At 54.7% G+C, this 19,998-nt stretch carries 20 protein-coding genes; 13 read left to right on the top strand and 7 right to left on the bottom strand.

The window, feature by feature from the left end; genetic code table 11:
* Positions 1-53 precede the first annotated feature (53 nt).
* From WJU16_RS18340 to WJU16_RS18300, 9 genes are all read left to right on the top strand, one after another.
* Entirely contained in the window at positions 54-560 is a 507-nt protein-coding gene (locus WJU16_RS18340) for a T9SS type A sorting domain-containing protein (RefSeq protein WP_341834902.1), read from the top strand.
* 16 nt (positions 561-576) lie between these two features.
* Entirely contained in the window at positions 577-1,620 is a 1,044-nt protein-coding gene (porV, locus tag WJU16_RS18335; protein WP_341834901.1) for a type IX secretion system outer membrane channel protein PorV, read from the top strand.
* Between the two features lie 152 nt (positions 1,621-1,772).
* A complete protein-coding gene (locus WJU16_RS18330) occupies positions 1,773-2,237 on the top strand; it encodes a hypothetical protein (protein WP_341834900.1) in 465 nt (154 codons plus the stop codon).
* A gap of 5 nt (positions 2,238-2,242) precedes the next feature.
* Positions 2,243-5,965: a hypothetical protein gene (locus WJU16_RS18325; protein WP_341834899.1), complete on the top strand. Its 3,723-nt coding sequence runs from the start codon at positions 2,243-2,245 to the stop codon at positions 5,963-5,965.
* 356 nt (positions 5,966-6,321) lie between these two features.
* A complete protein-coding gene (locus WJU16_RS18320) occupies positions 6,322-6,828 on the top strand; it encodes a T9SS type A sorting domain-containing protein (protein WP_341834898.1) in 507 nt (168 codons plus the stop codon).
* A gap of 15 nt (positions 6,829-6,843) precedes the next feature.
* Positions 6,844-7,707: a PorV/PorQ family protein gene (locus WJU16_RS18315; protein ID WP_341834897.1), complete on the top strand. Its 864-nt coding sequence runs from the start codon at positions 6,844-6,846 to the stop codon at positions 7,705-7,707.
* A complete protein-coding gene (locus tag WJU16_RS18310) occupies positions 7,656-8,000 on the top strand; it encodes a PorV/PorQ family protein (protein ID WP_341834896.1) in 345 nt (114 codons plus the stop codon). Before WJU16_RS18315 ends, WJU16_RS18310 begins: the two co-directional genes overlap by 52 nt.
* Before the next feature lie 55 nt (positions 8,001-8,055).
* Complete coding sequence (locus WJU16_RS18305) at positions 8,056-8,460, top strand: hypothetical protein (protein ID WP_341834895.1); 405 nt, start codon at positions 8,056-8,058, stop codon at positions 8,458-8,460.
* Positions 8,461-8,464: 4 nt separating this feature from the next.
* Positions 8,465-12,019, top strand: a complete 3,555-nt coding sequence (locus WJU16_RS18300; RefSeq protein WP_341834894.1) for a hypothetical protein — start codon at positions 8,465-8,467, stop codon at positions 12,017-12,019.
* 263 nt (positions 12,020-12,282) lie between these two features.
* Here the strand turns inward: WJU16_RS18300 and WJU16_RS18295 are convergent, their stop codons facing one another.
* The 6 genes from WJU16_RS18295 to WJU16_RS18270 all read right to left on the bottom strand — a co-directional run bounded on the left by WJU16_RS18295 (position 12,283) and on the right by WJU16_RS18270 (position 15,682).
* The gene (locus WJU16_RS18295; protein WP_341834893.1) at positions 12,283-12,489 is read right to left on the bottom strand and encodes a hypothetical protein; all 207 of its coding nucleotides are present in this window, start codon (positions 12,487-12,489) and stop codon (positions 12,283-12,285) included.
* Between the two features lie 29 nt (positions 12,490-12,518).
* On the bottom strand, positions 12,519-12,974 hold the full coding sequence (locus WJU16_RS18290; RefSeq protein WP_341834892.1) for a DUF6934 family protein: 456 nt from the start codon (positions 12,972-12,974) through the stop codon (positions 12,519-12,521).
* Positions 12,975-13,123: 149 nt separating this feature from the next.
* Positions 13,124-13,591: a 30S ribosomal protein S7 gene (gene rpsG, locus WJU16_RS18285; RefSeq protein ID WP_341834891.1), complete on the bottom strand. Its 468-nt coding sequence runs from the start codon at positions 13,589-13,591 to the stop codon at positions 13,124-13,126.
* A gap of 33 nt (positions 13,592-13,624) precedes the next feature.
* The gene (rpsL, locus tag WJU16_RS18280) at positions 13,625-14,005 is read right to left on the bottom strand and encodes a 30S ribosomal protein S12 (protein WP_109698242.1); all 381 of its coding nucleotides are present in this window, start codon (positions 14,003-14,005) and stop codon (positions 13,625-13,627) included.
* A gap of 136 nt (positions 14,006-14,141) precedes the next feature.
* Complete coding sequence (locus WJU16_RS18275) at positions 14,142-14,441, bottom strand: hypothetical protein (RefSeq protein WP_341834890.1); 300 nt, start codon at positions 14,439-14,441, stop codon at positions 14,142-14,144.
* Positions 14,442-14,572: 131 nt separating this feature from the next.
* Positions 14,573-15,682 (bottom strand): branched-chain amino acid aminotransferase, encoded by a 1,110-nt coding sequence (locus tag WJU16_RS18270; RefSeq protein WP_341834889.1) that lies wholly within the window; start codon positions 15,680-15,682, stop codon positions 14,573-14,575.
* A gap of 126 nt (positions 15,683-15,808) precedes the next feature.
* Here WJU16_RS18270 and WJU16_RS18265 point away from each other — a divergent pair, with 126 nt between their 5' ends.
* The 4 genes from WJU16_RS18265 to WJU16_RS18250 are packed head-to-tail and all read left to right on the top strand — an operon-like array spanning position 15,809 to position 17,901.
* Positions 15,809-16,324, top strand: a complete 516-nt coding sequence (locus WJU16_RS18265; protein ID WP_341834888.1) for a hypothetical protein — start codon at positions 15,809-15,811, stop codon at positions 16,322-16,324.
* The gene (gene rdgB, locus WJU16_RS18260) at positions 16,315-16,902 is read left to right on the top strand and encodes an RdgB/HAM1 family non-canonical purine NTP pyrophosphatase (protein WP_341834887.1); all 588 of its coding nucleotides are present in this window, start codon (positions 16,315-16,317) and stop codon (positions 16,900-16,902) included. The genes WJU16_RS18265 and rdgB overlap by 10 nt, the downstream gene beginning before the upstream one ends.
* Positions 16,889-17,329 carry a thioesterase family protein gene (locus WJU16_RS18255; protein ID WP_341834886.1) on the top strand — a complete coding sequence of 147 codons (441 nt, stop codon included), beginning with the start codon at positions 16,889-16,891 and terminating at the stop codon, positions 17,327-17,329. The genes rdgB and WJU16_RS18255 overlap by 14 nt, the downstream gene beginning before the upstream one ends.
* Entirely contained in the window at positions 17,326-17,901 is a 576-nt protein-coding gene (locus tag WJU16_RS18250; RefSeq protein ID WP_341834885.1) for a nitroreductase, read from the top strand. The genes WJU16_RS18255 and WJU16_RS18250 overlap by 4 nt, the downstream gene beginning before the upstream one ends.
* A gap of 9 nt (positions 17,902-17,910) precedes the next feature.
* Here WJU16_RS18250 and WJU16_RS18245 read toward each other — a convergent pair whose 3' ends face one another.
* Positions 17,911-19,458 carry a glycerol-3-phosphate dehydrogenase/oxidase gene (locus tag WJU16_RS18245; RefSeq protein WP_341834884.1) on the bottom strand — a complete coding sequence of 516 codons (1,548 nt, stop codon included), beginning with the start codon at positions 19,456-19,458 and terminating at the stop codon, positions 17,911-17,913.
* Positions 19,459-19,998: the final 540 nt, after the last annotated feature.

Raw genomic sequence — 19,998 nt, 5'->3', positions numbered from 1 at the left:
TGCAGCGTGATGCGGCGCATTTACTGATTTTTCACCCCTTTGAGAATTGATCTATGAAGACAATTTCTACCCAACACCTTTTATTGGCCATGTTCCTGGCCATCTCGTGGCTGCCTGCCCGGTCGCAACTCGTGCTGGTCAGGCACGTGACTTCCACTTCCGGCGGATCAGGCATCGTTGGCGGTATCCATTTCGACTATACCATCGGAGAAGCCGCCATCTCCCCTCTGTCCGCAGGGCCCATCCTCCTTACACAGGGATTCCAGCAGCCAGAGATCCTGCCGCCGCTTATACCCGGCGGCATGCCCGTGCTCGACTTCTCCCTGTTTCCAAACCCGGCACTGACCACCTTCAAGATCCAGTTCAGCCTCCTCACCAACGCCAATGTCTCCTTCCTGCTCATGAACACCGCAGGACAGGTCATTTACCAGGATGTAAGGGATTATGCGCCTGGAAAGGTCGTCATTCCCACGTCCGTCGACAAGCTCGCGGCGGGGATTTACACGGTTATCCTGAAGGTCAACCAGTTCACCTTCACCGAAAAACTTATTGTTCAATAGCCTAATACGGTATACCATGAAGCATTTGAATACCATCCTCCTTCTGGCGGGATTGCTGGCGGTACGCCCGTTGATGGCACAGAAGTCAGCTAAGCAGCCGCTCAACGTAGGCGCCCCCTTCCTGATGGTCAACCCCGACGCCAGGAGCAGCGCCACCGGCGGGGCCGTCACCGGGCTGGAGCCCGATGCAAACGCCATCTACGCCAATGCCGCAAAGCTCCCCTTCGCGGGAGAATGGGGCGCAAGCGTGTCCTACTCCCCCTGGATGTGGGACCTCCTCGATAAAAAGACCCACATGGCCTATATCTCTGGTTTCAAAACATGGGGCGGACAGCAGAGTCTGGGCGCAGCCGTCCGTTATTTCAATTACGGTGACGTCACCTTCAGGGATGATAACGGAACCGTTCTCCAGCAGTACAAACCCAGGGAATACTCCGTGGACCTCGCCTATGGCAGAAAGCTCGGTAACCTTTTCGCCCTCGCCGTAACGGGCAGGTATATCCGCAGCGAGCTTGGCAACGGCACCTACAACGGGCAGCTGCAAAAGCCGGCCTCCGCAGTGGCAGGGGATATCAGCCTCTACTCCCAGGGATATGCCGACCATATCGACGGCAACAACCGGTATGCATGGGGCATCAGCTTTACCAATATCGGTACCAAGCTGTCCTATACCGACGCCAGCGACACCAAAACCTTCCTGCCCATGAACATCCGCATCGGCGGTGGCTACACCTTCGTGAGAACGGAAGACCATAAGTTCACCATCGCTGCGGACGTCAACAAACTCCTCGTCCCCACCCCGCCCACCTACAAACTCGACCAAGATGGCATGCCTACCAACGAGATCGAGAAAGGCAAGGATCCCGACCGCAGTGTCGTCGAATCCATCTTCACTTCGTTCGGCGATGCGCCGGGGGATTCAGGGAGGAGATCAGCGAGTTTTCTTTCGCAGGCGGCATCGAGTACGCTTACCAGAGCAACTTCTTTGTGCGGACGGGATACTTCTATGAAGATCCCGCCAAAGGAAACCGCCAGCAGTTCTCCACCGGATTCGGTGTAAGGGTGCAGGGCTTCCAGCTCGACTTCGCCTACCTCATCCCCACCGGCGGCAGCATCCGGCAGCGGAAGAGCATGAACTTCACACTCATGTATACACCCTTCAGGGATAACAGATAATAAAACCTTTCCTATCACCGAATAAAGCCAGAATACATGTTCAAGTTTTTCCTGACCATCCAAATCCTGCTGCTGACGGCATTCACCGCAGTCAACGCGCAGCAAACGCATCAACCGAAAGTCGAAGGGAAAGGCAGCCTGAAAGACTTTGTCTTCGCGCCCAAAGCTGGCGCTGCCGCTACTTCCGCCAGATCCTCGCTGAAAGTAAGCACCAAGCCCAAAGAAGCCACCCTTGCATCGCCGCAGGCTGTGAAGCAACACATCTTCCCCGGTTCCAACGGCGGCGGCGTACCCCGGAGTATTGCAGGTGCGAGAAAGGCCACGGCAAAGGCAGCTCCTGCCGGGCAACTCCCGAGCAGCGCTTCCGATGCGGATGCCGCACAAAAAGACAAAGCCGGCGAATCTGCCAAGGCAGCCGCTAAAACCATTGATCCGGCAGCCCAGGGCAAAGAACCTTCGCTGCATTTCGAGAAGCCCAAAGCTACAACCCCTAAAAACTGAGTACAATGAAGAAATCGCTATACATTTTATGTTTCTGCCTGACAATCGCGCTGGGAAGCTATGCCCAAAACGGCTTGTCGGGTATCAATTACCAGGCGGTAGCCCGCAACACCAACGGCTCCGTGCTGGCCAACCAGGCCGTGAGCGTCCGTTTCTCCATCCGGGGCGGCGGGCCGAACGGTGCTGTGCAGTACCAGGAAACGCATAATACAGCTACCAACGCTATTGGCCTGTTCACTTTACAGATCGGGCGCGGCACGCCGGTGACCGGCACCTTCGCGGGTGTGCCCTGGGGCAACGCCAACCAGTTCCTGCAAGTGGAAGTGAATACGGGCGGCGGTTTTCAGACGCTGGGCACCAACCAGCTGATGTCTGTACCGTTCGCGCAATTCGCCGCCAACGGGAATCCCGGCCCCGCCGGTCCTGCGGGCCCTGCTGGTCCGGCCGGACCTGTAGGCGCTATCGGACCGGTTGGTCCTGCGGGCGCAACGGGCCCTGCGGGTCCGGCGGGTCCGGTGGGTGCAGCGGGGCCTGTGGGGCCTGTGGGACCTGCCGGAGCTGATGGCGCTACCGGGCCTGTTGGGCCGGCGGGTGCAGCGGGTCCTGTGGGCCCGGTTGGACCTGCGGGTGCTGATGGCGCGACTGGTCCCGTGGGGCCTGTTGGTCCTGCCGGGCCCGTAGGTGCTGCGGGTCCCCAGGGGCCTGTGGGGCCCGCCGGCGCGGTGGGTCCTGTTGGACCTGCCGGAGTTGCGGGGCCTGTTGGGCCGATTGGGCCGGTGGGGCCTCAGGGTGCTACAGGGGCGGATGGTCCTGCGGGGCCTGTTGGTCCTGCCGGGCCCGTAGGTGCTGCGGGTCCCCAGGGGCCTGTGGGGCCCGCCGGCGCGGTGGGTCCTGTTGGACCTGCCGGAGTTGCGGGGCCTGTTGGGCCGATTGGGCCGGTGGGGCCTCAGGGTGCTACAGGGGCGGATGGTCCTGCGGGGCCGATTGGACCGGTGGGGCCTCAGGGTGCTACTGGGGCGGATGGTCCTGCGGGGCCCGTTGGGCCGATTGGGCCGGTGGGGCCTCAGGGTGCTACTGGGGCGGATGGTCCTGCGGGGCCTGTTGGGCCGATTGGGCCGGTGGGGCCTCAGGGTGCTACAGGGGCAGATGGTCCTGCGGGGCCTGCCGGAGTTGCGGGGCCACAGGGGCCAGTAGGACCCGCGGGGCCGGTTGGCGCAATGGGACCTGCCGGACCGATTGGACCGATTGGGCCTGCGGGGCCGGTTGGACCTGCTGGGCCTCAGGGAGACATCAATGGAGTAGCAGCCGGCGGATCGCTGAGCGGCACTTATCCCAACCCCGCGATTGCGAACGACGCAGTGAATACTTTACAGGTTGCGGATGGGGCGATCACCCTTCCTAAACTGGCGCCGGGTCTGATCCCTACAAGCCTGCCGCCGAACGGCGCCGCAGGCGGCGACCTGGGTGGCGCTTATCCTAATCCCAACGTAGCCCGGATTCAGACGATACCAGTTGCGGTAACTGCTCCCCTGGCGGGCCAGGTATTGAAATATTCCGGAACGGAATGGGCGCCTGCGGCTGACAATGGCGGCGGCGGCGCGCTTGCGCTTCCCTATTCCGCTTCGGAGAACAATCCGGCCACGCTGTTTTCCATTACCAATAACGGGGATGGTACTTCATTGGAAGGCATCAATAATACGACGACCAGCAGCATAGCTGCGGTTCGCGGCGTTGTTAACAGCACCGCTCCGGGCGGATTTTCTGCCGGGGTGCGCGGTATCAACAATGGTACCGGCGGCCTGGGTGTTGGCGTTTGGGGATCTCAGAATGGTTCCGGATGGGGTGTGTACGGTACTACGCCGAATGGATTAGGCATATATGGCAATGCCAGTGCCAGTGGAACCGGGGTTTATGCAAATAGCAATACCGGGACAGGTCTGCAGGCTACGAGCAACAATGGCATACCTGCTTCTATCAATATCTACAACAATGCCAATAATAATAACGCGTTGGTGGTGAACTCCGTGGGTAACGGAACGGTTGTCAACGTATCAACGACAGGTAACGGCGCGGGTGTGAGGGCTTCTACGGTTGGGGGGTTTGGCGTGCAAGGCATTACCTCATCCCAAACCAGTGCTGGCATAGTTGGTGACAATAATGGTGGCGGCGAGGCCGTGGTTGGCCGTACGACAAGCAATATCGCCGGGGCCGTGGTAGGCCGTAATGATGGCGGCGGCTATGGTGTACGCGGATTTATCGCAACGAACACTGCGGGAACGGGTGTAGGGGTGTTAGGACAGGTAGGGTTGAATGGCAGTACAGGCCGCGCAGGCAGATTCGAGAACTTCAATGCAGACAATACCGATGCCAATGCATTTGAAGTAGTTTCCAATGGCAAAGGGAACATCCCCGACAATACCCTTGGCAACGCTTCTTCATTTCTGCTGGATAACAATAACAGTGTAGGCGCTGCCGTGAGAGCTGAAGTTAATACCATCTTCGGCAACTTCGGAGCGGCGGGCGTTTTCGGCGTTTCGTCGGGCACCGGTGGCCGCGCAGGGCTTTTCTATGCATCCAACCCTTCCGGGAATGGGGCATCTTTAATTGCCCTCACCGATGGCAACGGCAATGCCATCACGGCAAACGCGGGGAAAGATGGTAATGGCGTTGAGTCGAACATAGACGGTGCAGGTACAGCTATGTATGGATGGGTGCCAACATTCGCTACCGGCCGGGCCGCCCGGTTCGAGCACTTTAATGAAGATAACGACAACCCGGTAGTCACCGCTAAAACCGTGGGCAACGGTAACGCAGGTGAATTTACTGTCGACAATACACAAGGTACATCCGCCGGTGTAGTAGGCGTTGTGAATTCCATCTTCGCCAACTTCGGGACGGCAGGCGTTTATGGCCGTGCCGATGGAACCGGGGGTACGGCGGGCCTTTTCTATATATCCAACGCCACCAACCCGCGCCCGGCTTTGATCGCGCTGACAAATGGCACCGGTGAAGGCATCGTAGCGAATTCCAATAACGGCAATGCCATTGAAGCGAACGCCGATGGCACCGGCTCGGCGATCTATGGTTGGACACCGAACTTCGGGACAGGGCGCGCCGGACGTTTCAGCAATTTCAATACCGCGAATGGAGAATCTACCGTAGATATCCGTAATGATGGTACCGGTACCGCCTTATTGGTTGATCATCGTGGCGCTTCCGGGAATATTGCGATATACAGAAACGTGGGCGCCAACGTAGCGCGTATCAACAAAGCCGGCCGCGGCTTCTTCAATGGCGGAACCGCAGTTAGCGGCGCTGACCTCGCGGAATCATTCGCCGTAGAAGGAACATCCGATGCTTATGAACCTGGAGACGTCCTCGTGATTTCAACGAATACAGACCGGATGGTGGAAAAATCCGCCAAGCCTTATTCCACATTGGTAGCAGGCGTATACGCCACAAAACCGGGCGTATTATTAACCGAAGGCCAGGCTACGGATGAGGAGCTGGGACACGTTCCCATGGGCGTAGTCGGCGTTATCCCCACCAAAGTTTGCGACGAAGGCGGACCGATCGCCCGCGGCGATCTCCTCGTTACTTCAAGCAAACCCGGATACGCCATGAAAGCCGATCCCGATAAAGTCAAAACCGGACAAGTACTCGGTAAAGCATTGCAGCAACTGAGCGGCGGAACCGGCGTCATCAAGGTGCTGGTGAATGTGAAATAAATAACGATAACGCACATACGTATTGAAAAGGCCGCTTCATGGAAGCGGCCTTTTCTTTTTATATTGTTTTTTACCGCATTCAATTCTCAATTTGCTCGGATTTTGTTGACATTTTTTATACCTTGCACCCCGTTGCACCAACCTTTGCACCACTGATTTTAACTATCGTTTTGATTTACCGCCGCAGTTACCGCTGCCCTTTTTTACCATACTTTACTTGAAGCACATATCCGGAAACATGCTGAACTATCTCCGCTGATAAGACAGTATATCAACAATTTGCCCGATGGCCGCCGTAAGCCTTCGGGGATGCTATTGCTTTAGCAATAAATTAACCGATCACCATATTCCAAACGATGAAGACACATTTACCCGGCATCCTTTTTACCATTATGATCATAGCCGCTGCAAATCTCCCTTCCAGGGGGCAGTGGGTGATGGCAAGACAAGTAATAGCCACTTCCGGAGGCAGCGGAATAGTTGGCGGCATCCATTTCGATTATACCATCGGCGAGCCTTCGATCACTACTTTTTCAGCAGGTTCCAGGTTGCTGACGCAAGGATTTCAGCAGCCGGAAGTACTGCCTCCCTTGCTACCCGGCCGCAATCCCGTACTGGATTTTTCCCTCTTTCCCAATCCCGCACTCACTACATTCAAAATTCAATTCAACCTCCTGACGCACGCTTTCGTTTCCTTCATGATCCTCAACACCTCCGGGCAGGTAATCCTCCAGGACAACCGGAGCTTCGCCCCGGGTAAAGTCGTGATCCCCACTTCGGTCGATAAACTCGCGGCAGGAATTTATACCGTGATGGTGAAAGTCAATGCTTTCGTCTTCACCGAAAAACTCATCGTTCAATAGTCCAAACCGGAAACCATGCAATTATATAAACTGATTCCCGTTATCGCGGGAATGCTGGCGGCAACCCCGTCGGTGGCACAAACCACCGCGCTCCGCCCTGTCAACACCGGAGCCGCATTCCTCCTCGTAAACCCCGATGCCCGGAGCAACGCATTGGGCGGCGCCATCACCGGCCTCGAGCCAGATGCCAATGCGCTTTCCGGCAACGCGGCCAAACTTCCCTTCGCCGGCGAATACGGCGCCAGCGTATCGTACTCGCCCTGGATGTACGATCTGTCTGACAAAAAGACGAACATGACGTATCTGTCTGGATTCAAAACCTGGAACGGACAGGAAAGTCTCGGCGCCGCTATCCGTTACTTCAATTACGGCGACGTCACCTTCCGCGATGATAACGGCAATCTCCTGCAGCAATACAAGCCCCGGGAATACGCCATCGACCTTGCCTATGCGCGCAAACTCGGGAGCAGGTACGCCCTTTCCATTACTGCACGATATATCCGCAGCGAATTGGGCAATGGTCATTACAACGGTCAGTTGCAGAAGCCCGCATCCGCCGTGGCTGGGGATATCGGATTTTACTCGCAGGGATATAAAGATCATATCGACGGCAATAACCGTTTTGCCTGGGGCCTCAGCCTGACAAATATCGGCTCAAAACTTTCTTACACGGATGCATCTGACGGGAGATCGTTCCTACCCATGGGGCTCCGTATCGGCGGCGGCTACACGTTCGTGCATACGGAAGACCATAAGTTCACGCTAGCGGCGGAAATCCACAAACTGCTCGTGCCTACTCCCCCGTTTACAAGCTGGATGCGGACGGGTTGCCGACCAACGAGATCGAGAAAGGTAAAGATCCCGACAGAAGCGTCGTAGAATCCATCTTCACTTCGTTCAGCGACGCACCGGGCGGTTTTGCTGAGGAGATGCGCGAATGCGCCTTCTCCGGCGGGATCGAGTATGCATACCGGGATGCATTTTTTGTGCGGACCGGCTATTTCTACGAGCATCCGGAAAAAGGGCGCCGGCAGCAATTTTCGTCGGGCTTCGGTGTACGTGTGCAAGGCTTCCAACTGGATTTTGCATGGCTGCTGCCCACGGTGCCAAGTATCCGTCAGAGGCAGAGCCTGCACTTCACGCTCATGTACACCCCATTCAGGGATAACTGATTTTAAACTTTATCGTAACATCATTTAATAAAGTCACATGCATAAGTTACTGTCAATGACCACAACGCTGTTGCTATTTGCCTCCGGCACTGCCCTGGCGCAACAAGCGGATAACCCACAGGCCAAGCTCGATAAGCTAATCACAGCAGCCAGCCAGGCTGCATCAAAACCTCCCTTACGGGTACAGGCTGCTCCTGTTAAATTGAGCACACCGGCATCGATCATGGATTACCTGTTCCCCGCACGACCGCTGGGCGGGGCGGCTCCCATGGCCGCCCGCCAGGCGAATATCCAACAGCGCGCATCGGGAGAGCAACTGCCTTCGGAAATGTCTGCCGCTGCGGCGGCGCAACAAGCGAAAGCAAACGCCGCGGCAAGCACAACTCCAACGATTACTCCGGCGGCACAGGGCGTTGAGCCTGTAGCGGCGCCTATCAAACCGGCTGTTTCTAAAAAATAAATTCATGAAGAAAACGATATACACATTAATGCTGCTGATGTCGACCGCTCTCGCTGCGCGTGCACAGCATGCATTGTCGGGCATTAATTACCAGGCGGTAGCGCGTAACAGCAATGGCTCCGTAGTGGCAGCGCAGTCGCTGGGGGTTCGCTTTTCCATTCGTGGCGGCGGGCCGAACGGCGCTATTGAATACCAGGAAACCCATCAGACTACGACCAATGCGATGGGTTTGTTTAACCTGCAGGTGGGTCGCGGTACCCCGGTCAGCGGTACTTTCGCGGCAGTGCCCTGGAAAAACGCCAACCAGTTTTTGCAGGTGGAAGTGAATACCGGCGGCGGTTTCCAGACACTGGGCACCCAGCAGCTGATGAGCGTTCCGTTTGCGTTGTATGCTGCAGATGGCAATCCCGGTCCTGCCGGGGTGCAGGGGCCTGCGGGGCCGCAGGGGGCAACGGGGGCGCCTGGGCCTGTGGGACCGGCGGGCGCTACGGGTCCTGCGGGAGCAACGGGTGCGAAAGGAGATGCGGGTCCACAGGGTGTTCAGGGTGTGAAGGGGGATCCTGGTGCACAAGGAATGCAAGGTGTAACCGGCGATAAGGGAGATAAAGGGGATAAAGGCGACCCTGGTGTGCAAGGTATTCAAGGCGTTCCCGGTGATAAAGGTGACAAAGGGGATAAAGGCGATCCCGGCGTACAAGGAATGCAAGGTGCAACCGGCGATAAAGGTGACAAGGGGGAAAAGGGTGATCCCGGCGTACAAGGAATGCAAGGTGCAACCGGCGATAAAGGTGACAAAGGGGAAAAGGGTGATCCGGGTGCGCAGGGTATCCAGGGCCTAACCGGCGATAAAGGTGATGCAGGAGACCCTGGTCCCATCGGACTGCAAGGATTACCTGGCTTGCAAGGCGTGCAAGGTATCCAGGGTGTGCCGGGCGATAAAGGTGATAAAGGCGATCAAGGAGTCCCCGGCGCACAGGGGCTTCAGGGCAACACGGGCGATAAAGGTGATAAGGGAGACAAAGGCGACAAAGGTGATGCAGGAGACCCTGGTCCCATCGGACTGCAAGGATTACCTGGCTTGCAAGGCGTGCAAGGTATCCAGGGTGTGCCGGGCGATAAAGGTGACAAGGGCGATCAAGGAGACCCCGGCGCACAGGGGCTTCAGGGCAACACGGGCGATAAAGGTGATAAGGGAGACAAAGGTGATAAAGGTGACCAGGGTGATCCAGGCCCCATCGGTCCTGCCGGCCCCCAGGGCACAGCTGGCGATATCAATGGCGTTACAGCAGGTGGCGATCTGTCCGGCACGTATCCGGATCCGACGGTAGCGAAATTGCAGGGAACGCCCATCAGCAACACAACACCTGCTTCCGGACAATACCTCCGGTTCGACGGCACCAACTGGGCGCCGGCAAGTGGTGGCGGTGGCGGTCTCACGCTACCATATGTGACTACCGAAAACAATGCGGCTACACTGCTCTCGTTGAGCAACAATGGCGACGGCGCCTCCATCGAAGGCGTCAACAACACCACTTCGTCCAATATTACAGCAGTGCGGGGGATTATCTCTTCCACCGCGCCTGGTGGCTTTTCTACAGCCGTGCGCGGTTTGAATAATGGCACCGGCGGATTGGGAATTGGCGTATGGGGCTCGCATGCCGGCAGTGGATGGGGATTATATGGTTCAGCGCCGAATGGCCTGGGCGTGTATGGCAATGCCACCGCCAACGGTTACGGCGTGTATGCCAACAGCAATACGGGTACGGGTTTGCTTGCTACCAGCAATAACGGGATCCCAGCCGATATTGTCATCTATAACAATGCGAACAGTAATAATGTGCTCAATGCCTCATCCGCTGGTAACGGGAACATCATTAGCGTGTCGACTACCGGCTCGGGAAAGGGCGTGCTTGCTACCACCAATACCGGTTTTGCCATACATGGCGTTGCCAATTCTCAGATAAGTGCCGGTATTATTGGCGATAACAACAACGCAGGCGAAGCCGTAGTGGGCCGTACCACCAGCAACATCGCCGGGGCAGTCGTTGGCCGCAATAACGGTGGAGGTTATGGTGTTCGGGGATTTATCTCCAGCGACCAGTCTAATACGGGAATTGGCGTGTTGGGTGAGATCGGCGCAGGCATGAGCACCGGTCGTGCAGGAAGGTTTACAAACTCCAATGCGGATAATATCAATGCCAATACTTTGGAAGTTTATTCTATCGGCAAAGGCAACGTACCCGATAATAAATTGGGCAATGCCTCTTCCTTTACGATCAACAACACGACCAGTGTAGGCGCAGCAGTAAGGGCAGAAGTCAATACGATATTCGGCAACTTTGGAGCCGCGGCGGTATATGGCGTGGCTTCCGGTACCGGTGGATTTGGCGGTATCTTCCATTCTTCCAATTCATCCGGTAATGGCATTGCGCTGGTGGCGCTTGGAAATGGGAATGGCACTACATTCAGTGCAACCGCTATGAAAAACGGGAATGCCATAGAAAGCATCGTAAACGGAGCAGGTGCTGCCGTGCACGGAAGAACATCGCTTATTTCCAACGGCTTTGCAGGTTGGTTCTCCAACGGAAATGCAGCCAACAATAATCCGGCGCTTCTCACTACTACAGAGGGTACAGGCCCCGCGGGCAGTTTCAGGATCGATAACACCACAAGCAGCAGTGCTGCGGTACAAGGCGAAATCACAACGAGTTCATCTTCATTCGGTACTGCTGGTGTATATGGCGTTTCAAAAGGTACCAGTGGCTCCGGCGGATCTTTCCATGCAACCGACGCAAACGGTGACGGCGACGGTATTACTGCGCTAGCCGCAGGTAGCGGGGATGGCATATATGCGGTTTCCGCCAAAGGCAACGGGGTTGCTGGCAGTACCACCGGCACCGGAAATGCAGTGCAGGGCTTTATTCCGACGACAGGTATGGGCAGAGCCGCTCACTTTTTGAACACGAATACCGCCAATACGCAATCTATTGTCACGATTGAGAACCAGGGAACCGGCAATGCTCTGCTGGTTAACCAGCAGAATGCGACGGGTAATCTCGCTGTTTTCCAACGAAACGGCGGCAATGTGGCGCGTATTTCCAACACGGGAATGGGCTTTTTCAATAGTGGAACGACGAATGGCGGAGCCGATCTGGCGGAAGCATTCGATGTGGAAGGTGCACGCGATAGCTACGAGCCGGGAGATGTGATGGTGATTTCCAAACGGACAGACCGGATGATGGAGAAGTCGGCACAGGCTTATTCTACGTTGGTGGCGGGCGTGTATGCGACGAAGCCAGGCGTGTTGCTAACAGAGCAGGAAGACCTCGATGCTCCCTCCGAGCAGGTGCCCGTTGGCGTGGTGGGCGTGATCCCGACGAAAGTATGCGACGAAGGTGGCCCCATCGAGCGCGGTGATCTGCTGGTGACTTCCAGCAGGCCTGGTTACGCCATGAAAGCCGATCCCGAAAAAGTAAAAATGGGCCAGGTACTTGGGAAAGCGCTGCAGGAACTCAAATCCGGCAACGGGAAGATCAAGGTGCTGGTCAATGTGAAATAATCAACTATCCCTCCCCTATTTATTATCAGGCTGCCGTTTCTATGGCAGCCTGTTTCGTTTATAGGTAATGCATGTAAAGGAATTATTGCTACCTGGATAATAATTTCTTATCGGGTAAACCTACACGCTGAATCAGCACTTCCGCCATTTTTTCTTCTTTATAAAGAAGGCGTCATTGCTAAAATCAATATCCGGATTCCATTCGCCGACTATTATCAGCTTTGTGTCTTTGTCCAATCTATCGTTGGACAGTTTTACAATTTTCATGATGGTCGGTTTGAAACGTTTGCTTTACCTGGTAATAAATCATGACCGGGAAATGCATGCTTCGTCAGCACTTCAATGGCTGCTTGTGCTTTTCTCACAATGAAGGGATCTTTCGAAAGATCGACCCCCGGATCCCAGGTTCCAACTTCAATGAGTCTGGTATCTTTGTCCAATGAATCATTGGATAGCTTTACAATTATCATTTCGCATATTTTATTTTCCTAACAATTGCCTATCTGATTGAAAACATAAAGGCTGTATAATTTCTTCCCGGAACAAATTCCTGCCATTCACCGGCAATTAATCCAGACACGACAAACAAACTTTCAACTAACAAACGATGAGCATTCAACGCCATTTGATATAATCTGGTCCGTGCTCTACACGTTCCCATAACGAATATGGGTTTTCTGTCGTGCTGACGAGCATATTGCAAAGCCGTAAATGCAACAGTGGCGAGAATTTTACTTGTATCTCCATTGTTTGAAATTGATTCGTCATTCACCTCTTTTGTTTTTTCATCCCAATCTCCAAAAGATAAATTCACATAAGAATTACCAATTAATATAATTGGATAGAAATAAATTACTTTTTGAATTCCTCCTTTAGGGCCGATACTTTCGAAACAAAATGCATCGTAAGTGTTGCGCAAGATGATGGGCTCACACTTATATGTTTCTAAATCCATAACAAACAATTTTCGCATAGATAAGATGCGGGGCAGTCGAAGGTGGGTGAAGGTTAACGATTGGCTATATATAAAAAACATAAGGCTGATCCGGGAGAACCGGACCAGCCTTTGATATGTTTACAAACCGTCTTAAAAAAACGGGATGGTTATACCTTGAAGTGGGAGAATGCTTTGTTAGCTTCAGCCATACGGTGGGTATCTTCTTTCTTTTTGAAAGCGGCACCTTCACCTTTGCTGGCGGCTACGATTTCGTTCGCCAGTTTCTCAGCCATGCTCTTACCATTCCTGTCGCCAGCGTAACGAACCAGCCATTTGATGCTCAGGGACACTTTACGGTCGGCGCGAACTTCTGCGGGGATCTGGAAAGTAGCACCACCGATACGGCGGCTGCGTACTTCAACGGCGGGAGTTACGTTGGAAAGTGCTTTTTTCCAAACTTCGTAGCCGTTTTCGTTGGTCATCTGGCTAACACGGTCAACCGCATCGTAGAAAATACGGTAGGCAATGCTCTTTTTTCCTTGCTCCATGATGTTATTCACGAAACGGGTTACCAGTTTATCCTGGAACCTGGGATCGGGAGCCAGGGGTAATTTTTTAGCAGCTTGCTTTCTCATTTATTTGAAAAATTTCGAACTATTTATTACAAATTATTTTTTAGCCTTTTCCTTTTTGGTACCATACTTGGAACGGCTTTGCTTACGGTCTTTCACACCAGCAGTATCGAGGCTACCGCGAACGATGTGGTAACGAACACCCGGAAGGTCCTTCACCCTGCCACCACGGATCAGTACGATAGAGTGCTCCTGCAGGTTGTGACCTTCACCCGGAATGTAAGCGATAACCTCCACTTTGTTGGTCAGCTTCACTTTCGCTACTTTACGCAACGCGGAGTTCGGTTTCTTCGGAGTGGTAGTGTACACACGGGTACATACGCCACGACGCTGCGGGCAAGCATCCAACGCTCTGGACTTGGATTTGGCCCGGATAATTTCTCTTCCTTTTCTTACTAATTGTTGTATTGTAGGCATTCTTACCTATTTTATATTTTACTGCTGTTTTACAATGAAACCCATCGTTCCCATTAAGGGAATTTGGGAGGGCAAAGGTATCACTTCGTTATAACATTACAAAATTACTTGGAAGTTTTTTCCTAAAATCGGCCAATTAACGGGGATTCTCCAGCAACAAAGCCCCCGAAAGCTGGTCCCACTCCTCCTCCAGCGTGCCCCGGAACACAGGTTTCCCCGCCCGGGCATACCAATATGCCGCATTACCCGCATCCCCCTCCTTCCGGTGAAGATATGCATGCACCCACGACCCCGCGCGCGAATGATCCTCCTGCGCAATGTCGTGGCTCCGGTCCCAATTTCCCCTGCCATCCCACCACATCGCCAGCAATGCGGGCGTTAACCCGGCCGGCGGCACAGCATACTGCAAGGATTCCCTGAATACCGAAAGCGTCATAAGGCCGCAAAGATACACCGATTCCCCCGTCCATACAACCCCCTTCCACACTCCTTTATATACATGATATCCCCAAATAAAAAACCGGGTCACGCGTACGCAACCCGGCCATTCTATATAAATTACGTGTATCAGTCGATTATAAAGTTCCAGCCCCGTTCGTCGGCCACCTTGCCCGTCCGGATCGCATCCAGCCTTTCAATCACTTCCCGCCCCACTTCATACTTCGTGGTGTCCAGGCTGATCTTGTGCTCCTTGTAATCCAGCTGCTCCACATACGCCACGCTCGCCGCCGTGCCCGTACCGAACACTTCGCGCAAGGTCCCGTTCTCATGGGCCGCCACCACTTCCTCAATGGAAACGGGGCGCTCCTCTACTTCCAGGCCCATATCCGCCAGCACGTCGATCACGCTGGCGCGGGTTACCCCCGCCAGGATCGTTCCGTTCGTGAGGTCAGGCGTCAGCGCGCGGTTGCCGATGATCACGAACACGTTCATCGTGCCGCACTCCTGCAGCCATTTGTACTCCGTACCATCCACCCAAAGGATCTGGTCGTAGCCGTCTTTCCGGGCCTGCATGGTCGGGTACATCGCCCCGCCGTAGTTGCCGGCCGCTTTCGCATAACCAACGCCGCCCGGGAAAGCACGGATGTATTTGTCCTGCACCAACAGGTGGATAGGCTTGTTGAAATATGGGCCCGAAGGGCTGTTGATGACCGCGAAACGGTAAGTGTCGGAAGGCCGCACGCCAATGAATTCGTCCATCGCGATCATAAACGGCCGCAGGTACAGGGAGCAACCCTCGTTCGAAGGCACCCAGCCCCGGTCGAGGTCGATCAGCATGGCCATGCCGCCGATAAAGAGCCATTCCGGCACATCGGGCATCCCCATACGCTCGGCGCTCCTATTAAAACGCGCGTAGTTGTCGTACGGACGAAAAATCATCGGATTCCCCTCCTGGTCGTTGTACGCCTTGATCCCTTCAAAAATCGCCTGCCCGTAATGCCAGGCGGCGTTGGAGGGGCTTACGTTAAAGGGCTGGAAAGGCACGATTTCCGCGTTCGTCCATTCTTTTCCGTCGAAATCCGCCACCAGCATATGGTCTGCATATTTCTTCCCAAATACCAGGTGATCAAAATCTACCTCCGGAAGCCGGCTCCGGGAGGTTTTCGTCACCTTAATCCTCTGCTTCGCCTCTTCCATCACGGTAGATTTAGCGGTGGGATATTCTACTGCCATCATGGTTAATTACTTTTATCTCAATATTTTTACACGCTCGTTTGCACGATTTCGTTCCACCGAACGATCCGCAAATAAACGGTTTTTCCCACACATGGGATTATCACATTAAGCTTAAATACAATATTTATGAGCCTTGAGCGATTACAGCTGGACCCATTTCTGTTGGCGCAAATGTACCACCAGCCTATCATTCCGGAGGAAATTACTGCCGTTCCCGCCGAGGCGAAAGCTGTGCCAGAAATCAAATATTTAGGCGAAAATCAAAAAAACATCCTGCTCCTCATACAAAATGAAAGGGAAGCCTATTTGAGCGAGGAAACGTTTAATCTCCTCGCAAATATTTTAAATGCCTGCAAACTCGGCATGCAGGATGTTGCATTGGTCAATACAGCAAATTACCCTGGCATCCGGTTGCAGGACTACCTCCAGAAGATCCCCGCGCGCCAGGTCATCAATTTCGCCATAGAACCCGCGTCACTGGGCCTTCCCCCTCACAGCCCTACCAAACCACTGCGTTCAATGGCCTGCCCGTCCTCTTTTCGGACGACCTGCAACTCATTGCAACAGACAAAGCCCTCAAAGGCCGCCTCTGGATGGGACTCAAACAATTATTCGGTATATAAACCATTGATATGGAATTAGTTTTCGCGACGAACAACGATAATAAGGTGAAGGAGATCCGCTCCATGCTGGGTAACCAGTTCTCCATCGTCACCCTCCAGGAAGCCGGTATCGATATCGACATCCCCGAGCCGCACCCAACCCTGGAAGAAAACGCCAGGGAAAAGTCGCTCACCATTTACAACATGACCGGCAAAGATTCCTTCTCGGAAGACACCGGCCTGGAGATCGACGCGCTCAACGGCGAGCCTGGCGTGCTTTCCGCCCGTTATGCCGGCGAAGCCAAAAGCGCCGACGACAATATCGCAAAAGTCCTTCGCCTCCTGGAAGGCAACGCCCACCGCTCCGCCCGCTTCCGCACCGTGATCTCCCTGTTCCTCGACGGCCAGGAGCACCAGTTCGAAGGCGTAGCCGAAGGCGAAATCCTGACCCAACGGTCGGGTGGCAAGGGGTTCGGTTACGATCCCATCTTCCAGCCCGCCGGTGGCGACCGCTCCTTCGCCGAAATGGAAATGCGCGAAAAGAACCAATTCAGCCACCGCGCGAAAGCCTTCAAGAAGCTCATCGCCTTCTTACAGGAACGCCATGGCCAGAGTTAAGATCGATATGCCGGAACAATTCCGGTTCATCACCCAGCTCCCCGTGCGTATCAGCGATGTGAATTACGGCAACCACCTGGGCAACGACGCCATTATGTCGATTCTCCACGAAGCGCGGATGCGCTACCTCGCCTCCTTCGGCGCCACCGAACTGGAGGTCTTCGGCACCGCGCTCATCATGGCCGACGCCGCCATCGTATACAAAGGTGAAGGGTTTTACGGCGACCAACTGACAGTTGAGCTCACCGCCGACGAATTCAACGCCGTGGGATTCGATCTGTTCTACCGCATCAGCACCTTCAGGGGCGGACAGCTCACCATCATCGCCGAAGCCAAAACCGGCATGGTCTGTTTCGACTATTCCGCCCGCAAGGTGGCCCGCCTTCCCGAAGCATTTAAAACACAACTCAGTAAAACCAACGCATGACCAATAACATACAGGACATCATCCTTTACCGCCGCACGGTAAAACCGACGGCGATGAACGGCAGGAAAATCGAAGACGAAACCGTACGCGAACTGCTCCGGCTGGCCGACTGGGCACCTACCCACGGCCTCACCGAGCCCTGGTACTTCGTGGTGTACAGCGGTGATAAAGTGCAACAATTCTGCACCGACCATGCCGAATTGTACAAGCAGTTCACGCCCGCCACGAATTTCATTTTGGGGAATTACGAGAAGCTCAAAACGCAGGGCGACCTGGCTTCCCACGTGATCGCCGTGGTGATGAAGCGCGGCGCCAACCCCAAGATCCCCGAGATCGAGGAAGTAGCGGCAACCGCCTGCGCCGTGGAAAACCTCTGGCTCGCGGCCACCGCGCAAAACATCGCCGTGTACTGGGGCTCCGGCGGCATGACTTACACGCCCGCCATGCAGGATTACCTGGGGCTGCGCGACGAAGACAAAGTGCTGGGATTCCTCTACCTGGGTTATACAGAAGAGGCTCCACGCACCGGGCGGCGCCTGAAGCCTCTTGAAGAAAAAGTTAAATGGATGTAATCCGTTTGATCAGCTCAGCCGGTACGTTTTGGCCAGTTCCTGGAAATCGCGTATCTGCTGAGCTTCCCATTCCCCGTTTTTGCCGGTTTCGGCAGCCATTATTTTCGCCACTTCCGGCGCGATACGCACCGCTTCTTCCGCATCGAGGAAAAGGGCGCGGGTACGACGAGCCAGGATATCCTCCACGGTTTGCGCCATTTCGGAACGGATGCCCCAGAGCACCTGGGTACTGATGATCCCTAACGCTTCACTCAACATTTTCCCGCCACCATCGAGGTTTTTCACCGCCTGGGCGTCTGAACCATAGAAATATAAAGGATCGTTTTCGTCTAGTTTGATGGAAGCTCCATGCACAGGGAGTTTCCGGGTAACAGATTCCGTCGCGGCCCAACCTTTCACTTTTTCCAGCCTGTCCACCACATCTTCGCCCATTTTGCGGTAGGTAGTCCATTTACCGCCGAGGATGGTGACCAGGCCGGATGCGGACACCATGATCTTGTGGTTCCGGGAGATCTCTTTCGTTTTCTCGCTCTTTTCGGGTTTGGCCAACGGCCGGAGGCCCGCCCATACGCTTTTCACATCGCTGCGCTGCGGGGTTTTCTCCAGGTATTGACCGGCAGTTTCGAGGATGAAGCCGATCTCTTTTTCCATCGCCACGGGGTCGAGGCTGATTTCGTTGACGGGATTATCCGTGGTTCCCACCACTATTTTATTATGCCAGGGAACGGCGAAGAGCACGCGCCCGTCGGACGTTTTCGGGATCATGAGGGCATTGTCGCCGGGAAGGAACGAGCGGTCGAGCACCAGGTGGACGCCCTGGCTGGCCACGATCTTTCGTTTGATGGTGGGGTCGTCCATTTCGAGGATATCATCCACAAACACGCCGGTGCAATTGATAATGCCTTTGGTGTGAAATTGGTATTCCTTGCCGGATTCCGTGTCTTTCGCTTTCACGAGGCCCAGCTGACCGTTGCCATTTTTGCTGAGACCGGTGACTTTCATATAGTTGAGGGCTACGCCGCCTTTTTCGTAGATCGTTTGCATAAGGTTAACAGCCAGGCGCGCATCGTCGAACTGCCCGTCATGATACAGGATACCTGCGGTGAGGTGGTCTTCCTTCAGACCAGGGAGGAGGTTCAGTGTTCTCTTGCGGGAGATGTGCCGTGATCTGCCGAGGCTGAGGCTTCCCGCCATCCAGTCGTACATTTTGAGGCCGATGGTGTAGAAAATGCCTTCCCACCAGCTATAGGCGGGGATGACGAAAGACAGGTTCCGGGAAAGATGTTGTGCGTTTTTCAATAACAGCCCTCTTTCGATGCTGGCTTCGCGGACAAGGGCTATATCGCCCTGGGCGAGGTAACGGACGCCGCCGTGGAGAAGTTTGGTTGCTTTGCTCGACGTGGATTTGGCAAAATCGGACTGTTCCAGCAGGAGGGTCCTGTAGCCGCGGGTGACGGCTTCAAGTGCGGCGCCGAGGCCGGTGGCGCCGCCACCGATTACAATCACATCCCACTCACTGGTTTCCCCGATTTTTTGCAGTTGTTCTAAACGGTTCATTTTCGCTGTTGAATTCAAGGCATTATTATACAATATACATCGTAATCCGATACTGGCAAAATTAATCGTTTTTACCCGCTATTTCCGGGAAAGTTGGATTTCTGCCATCAAAAATTGTTTGAGCTTTGCATGTCAGGGGTTTATGTTATAAACGCGGCACCGTGGGATTTGTTCCCATGCCGGTTGATATGCAATTGTTAAGTCTGCTCCCTCTTGGCCCGGCGGCGGGGCGCCGGCCGGATTTCATTCGGTAATAGGTATGCAACTGTAAGTTTCCTATTGACAGGTTATTCCACCTTGCTGGTTTGCTTCCTGGCAAAGGTGGAATCGACGAAACGCCTTATTCGGAAATGCGACCTGCCGGTTGAGGAATCCCAGCTTATGGCTCCACTTCCAGCCAAGGCTTCAATAGGAAACGCGACCTGCCGGTAGAGGAATCCCTGCCTGTCAGCGCGCATTCGGACTAACGGGAAAGGCCCAGTAACAGAAAGTCCGGGCTGACCGCCAAGGCGATACGGGCGGCAGTACGGACCAGTTGTG

Origin of the sequence: Chitinophaga pollutisoli (genome assembly GCF_038396755.1) — a bacterium.
GTDB classification, from domain to species: domain Bacteria; phylum Bacteroidota; class Bacteroidia; order Chitinophagales; family Chitinophagaceae; genus Chitinophaga; species Chitinophaga pollutisoli.
Note: the sequence above shows the minus strand (reverse complement) of the source record. Positions and strands in the feature narration are given on the sequence as shown.

Coding starts and splice junctions, on each gene's coding strand:
- WJU16_RS18340 (WP_341834902.1), top strand. CDS start 54: ATGAAGACAATTTCTACCCAACACCTTTTATTGGCCATGTTCCTGGCC.
- porV (WP_341834901.1), top strand. CDS start 577: ATGAAGCATTTGAATACCATCCTCCTTCTGGCGGGATTGCTGGCGGTA.
- WJU16_RS18330 (WP_341834900.1), top strand. CDS start 1,773: ATGTTCAAGTTTTTCCTGACCATCCAAATCCTGCTGCTGACGGCATTC.
- WJU16_RS18325 (WP_341834899.1), top strand. CDS start 2,243: ATGAAGAAATCGCTATACATTTTATGTTTCTGCCTGACAATCGCGCTG.
- WJU16_RS18320 (WP_341834898.1), top strand. CDS start 6,322: ATGAAGACACATTTACCCGGCATCCTTTTTACCATTATGATCATAGCC.
- WJU16_RS18315 (WP_341834897.1), top strand. CDS start 6,844: ATGCAATTATATAAACTGATTCCCGTTATCGCGGGAATGCTGGCGGCA.
- WJU16_RS18305 (WP_341834895.1), top strand. CDS start 8,056: ATGACCACAACGCTGTTGCTATTTGCCTCCGGCACTGCCCTGGCGCAA.
- WJU16_RS18300 (WP_341834894.1), top strand. CDS start 8,465: ATGAAGAAAACGATATACACATTAATGCTGCTGATGTCGACCGCTCTC.
- WJU16_RS18295 (WP_341834893.1), bottom strand. CDS start 12,489: ATGATAATTGTAAAGCTATCCAATGATTCATTGGACAAAGATACCAGA.
- WJU16_RS18290 (WP_341834892.1), bottom strand. CDS start 12,974: ATGGATTTAGAAACATATAAGTGTGAGCCCATCATCTTGCGCAACACT.
- rpsG (WP_341834891.1), bottom strand. CDS start 13,591: ATGAGAAAGCAAGCTGCTAAAAAATTACCCCTGGCTCCCGATCCCAGG.
- rpsL (WP_109698242.1), bottom strand. CDS start 14,005: ATGCCTACAATACAACAATTAGTAAGAAAAGGAAGAGAAATTATCCGG.
- WJU16_RS18275 (WP_341834890.1), bottom strand. CDS start 14,441: ATGACGCTTTCGGTATTCAGGGAATCCTTGCAGTATGCTGTGCCGCCG.
- WJU16_RS18270 (WP_341834889.1), bottom strand. CDS start 15,682: ATGATGGCAGTAGAATATCCCACCGCTAAATCTACCGTGATGGAAGAG.
- WJU16_RS18265 (WP_341834888.1), top strand. CDS start 15,809: ATGAGCCTTGAGCGATTACAGCTGGACCCATTTCTGTTGGCGCAAATG.
- rdgB (WP_341834887.1), top strand. CDS start 16,315: ATGGAATTAGTTTTCGCGACGAACAACGATAATAAGGTGAAGGAGATC.
- WJU16_RS18255 (WP_341834886.1), top strand. CDS start 16,889: ATGGCCAGAGTTAAGATCGATATGCCGGAACAATTCCGGTTCATCACC.
- WJU16_RS18250 (WP_341834885.1), top strand. CDS start 17,326: ATGACCAATAACATACAGGACATCATCCTTTACCGCCGCACGGTAAAA.
- WJU16_RS18245 (WP_341834884.1), bottom strand. CDS start 19,458: ATGAACCGTTTAGAACAACTGCAAAAAATCGGGGAAACCAGTGAGTGG.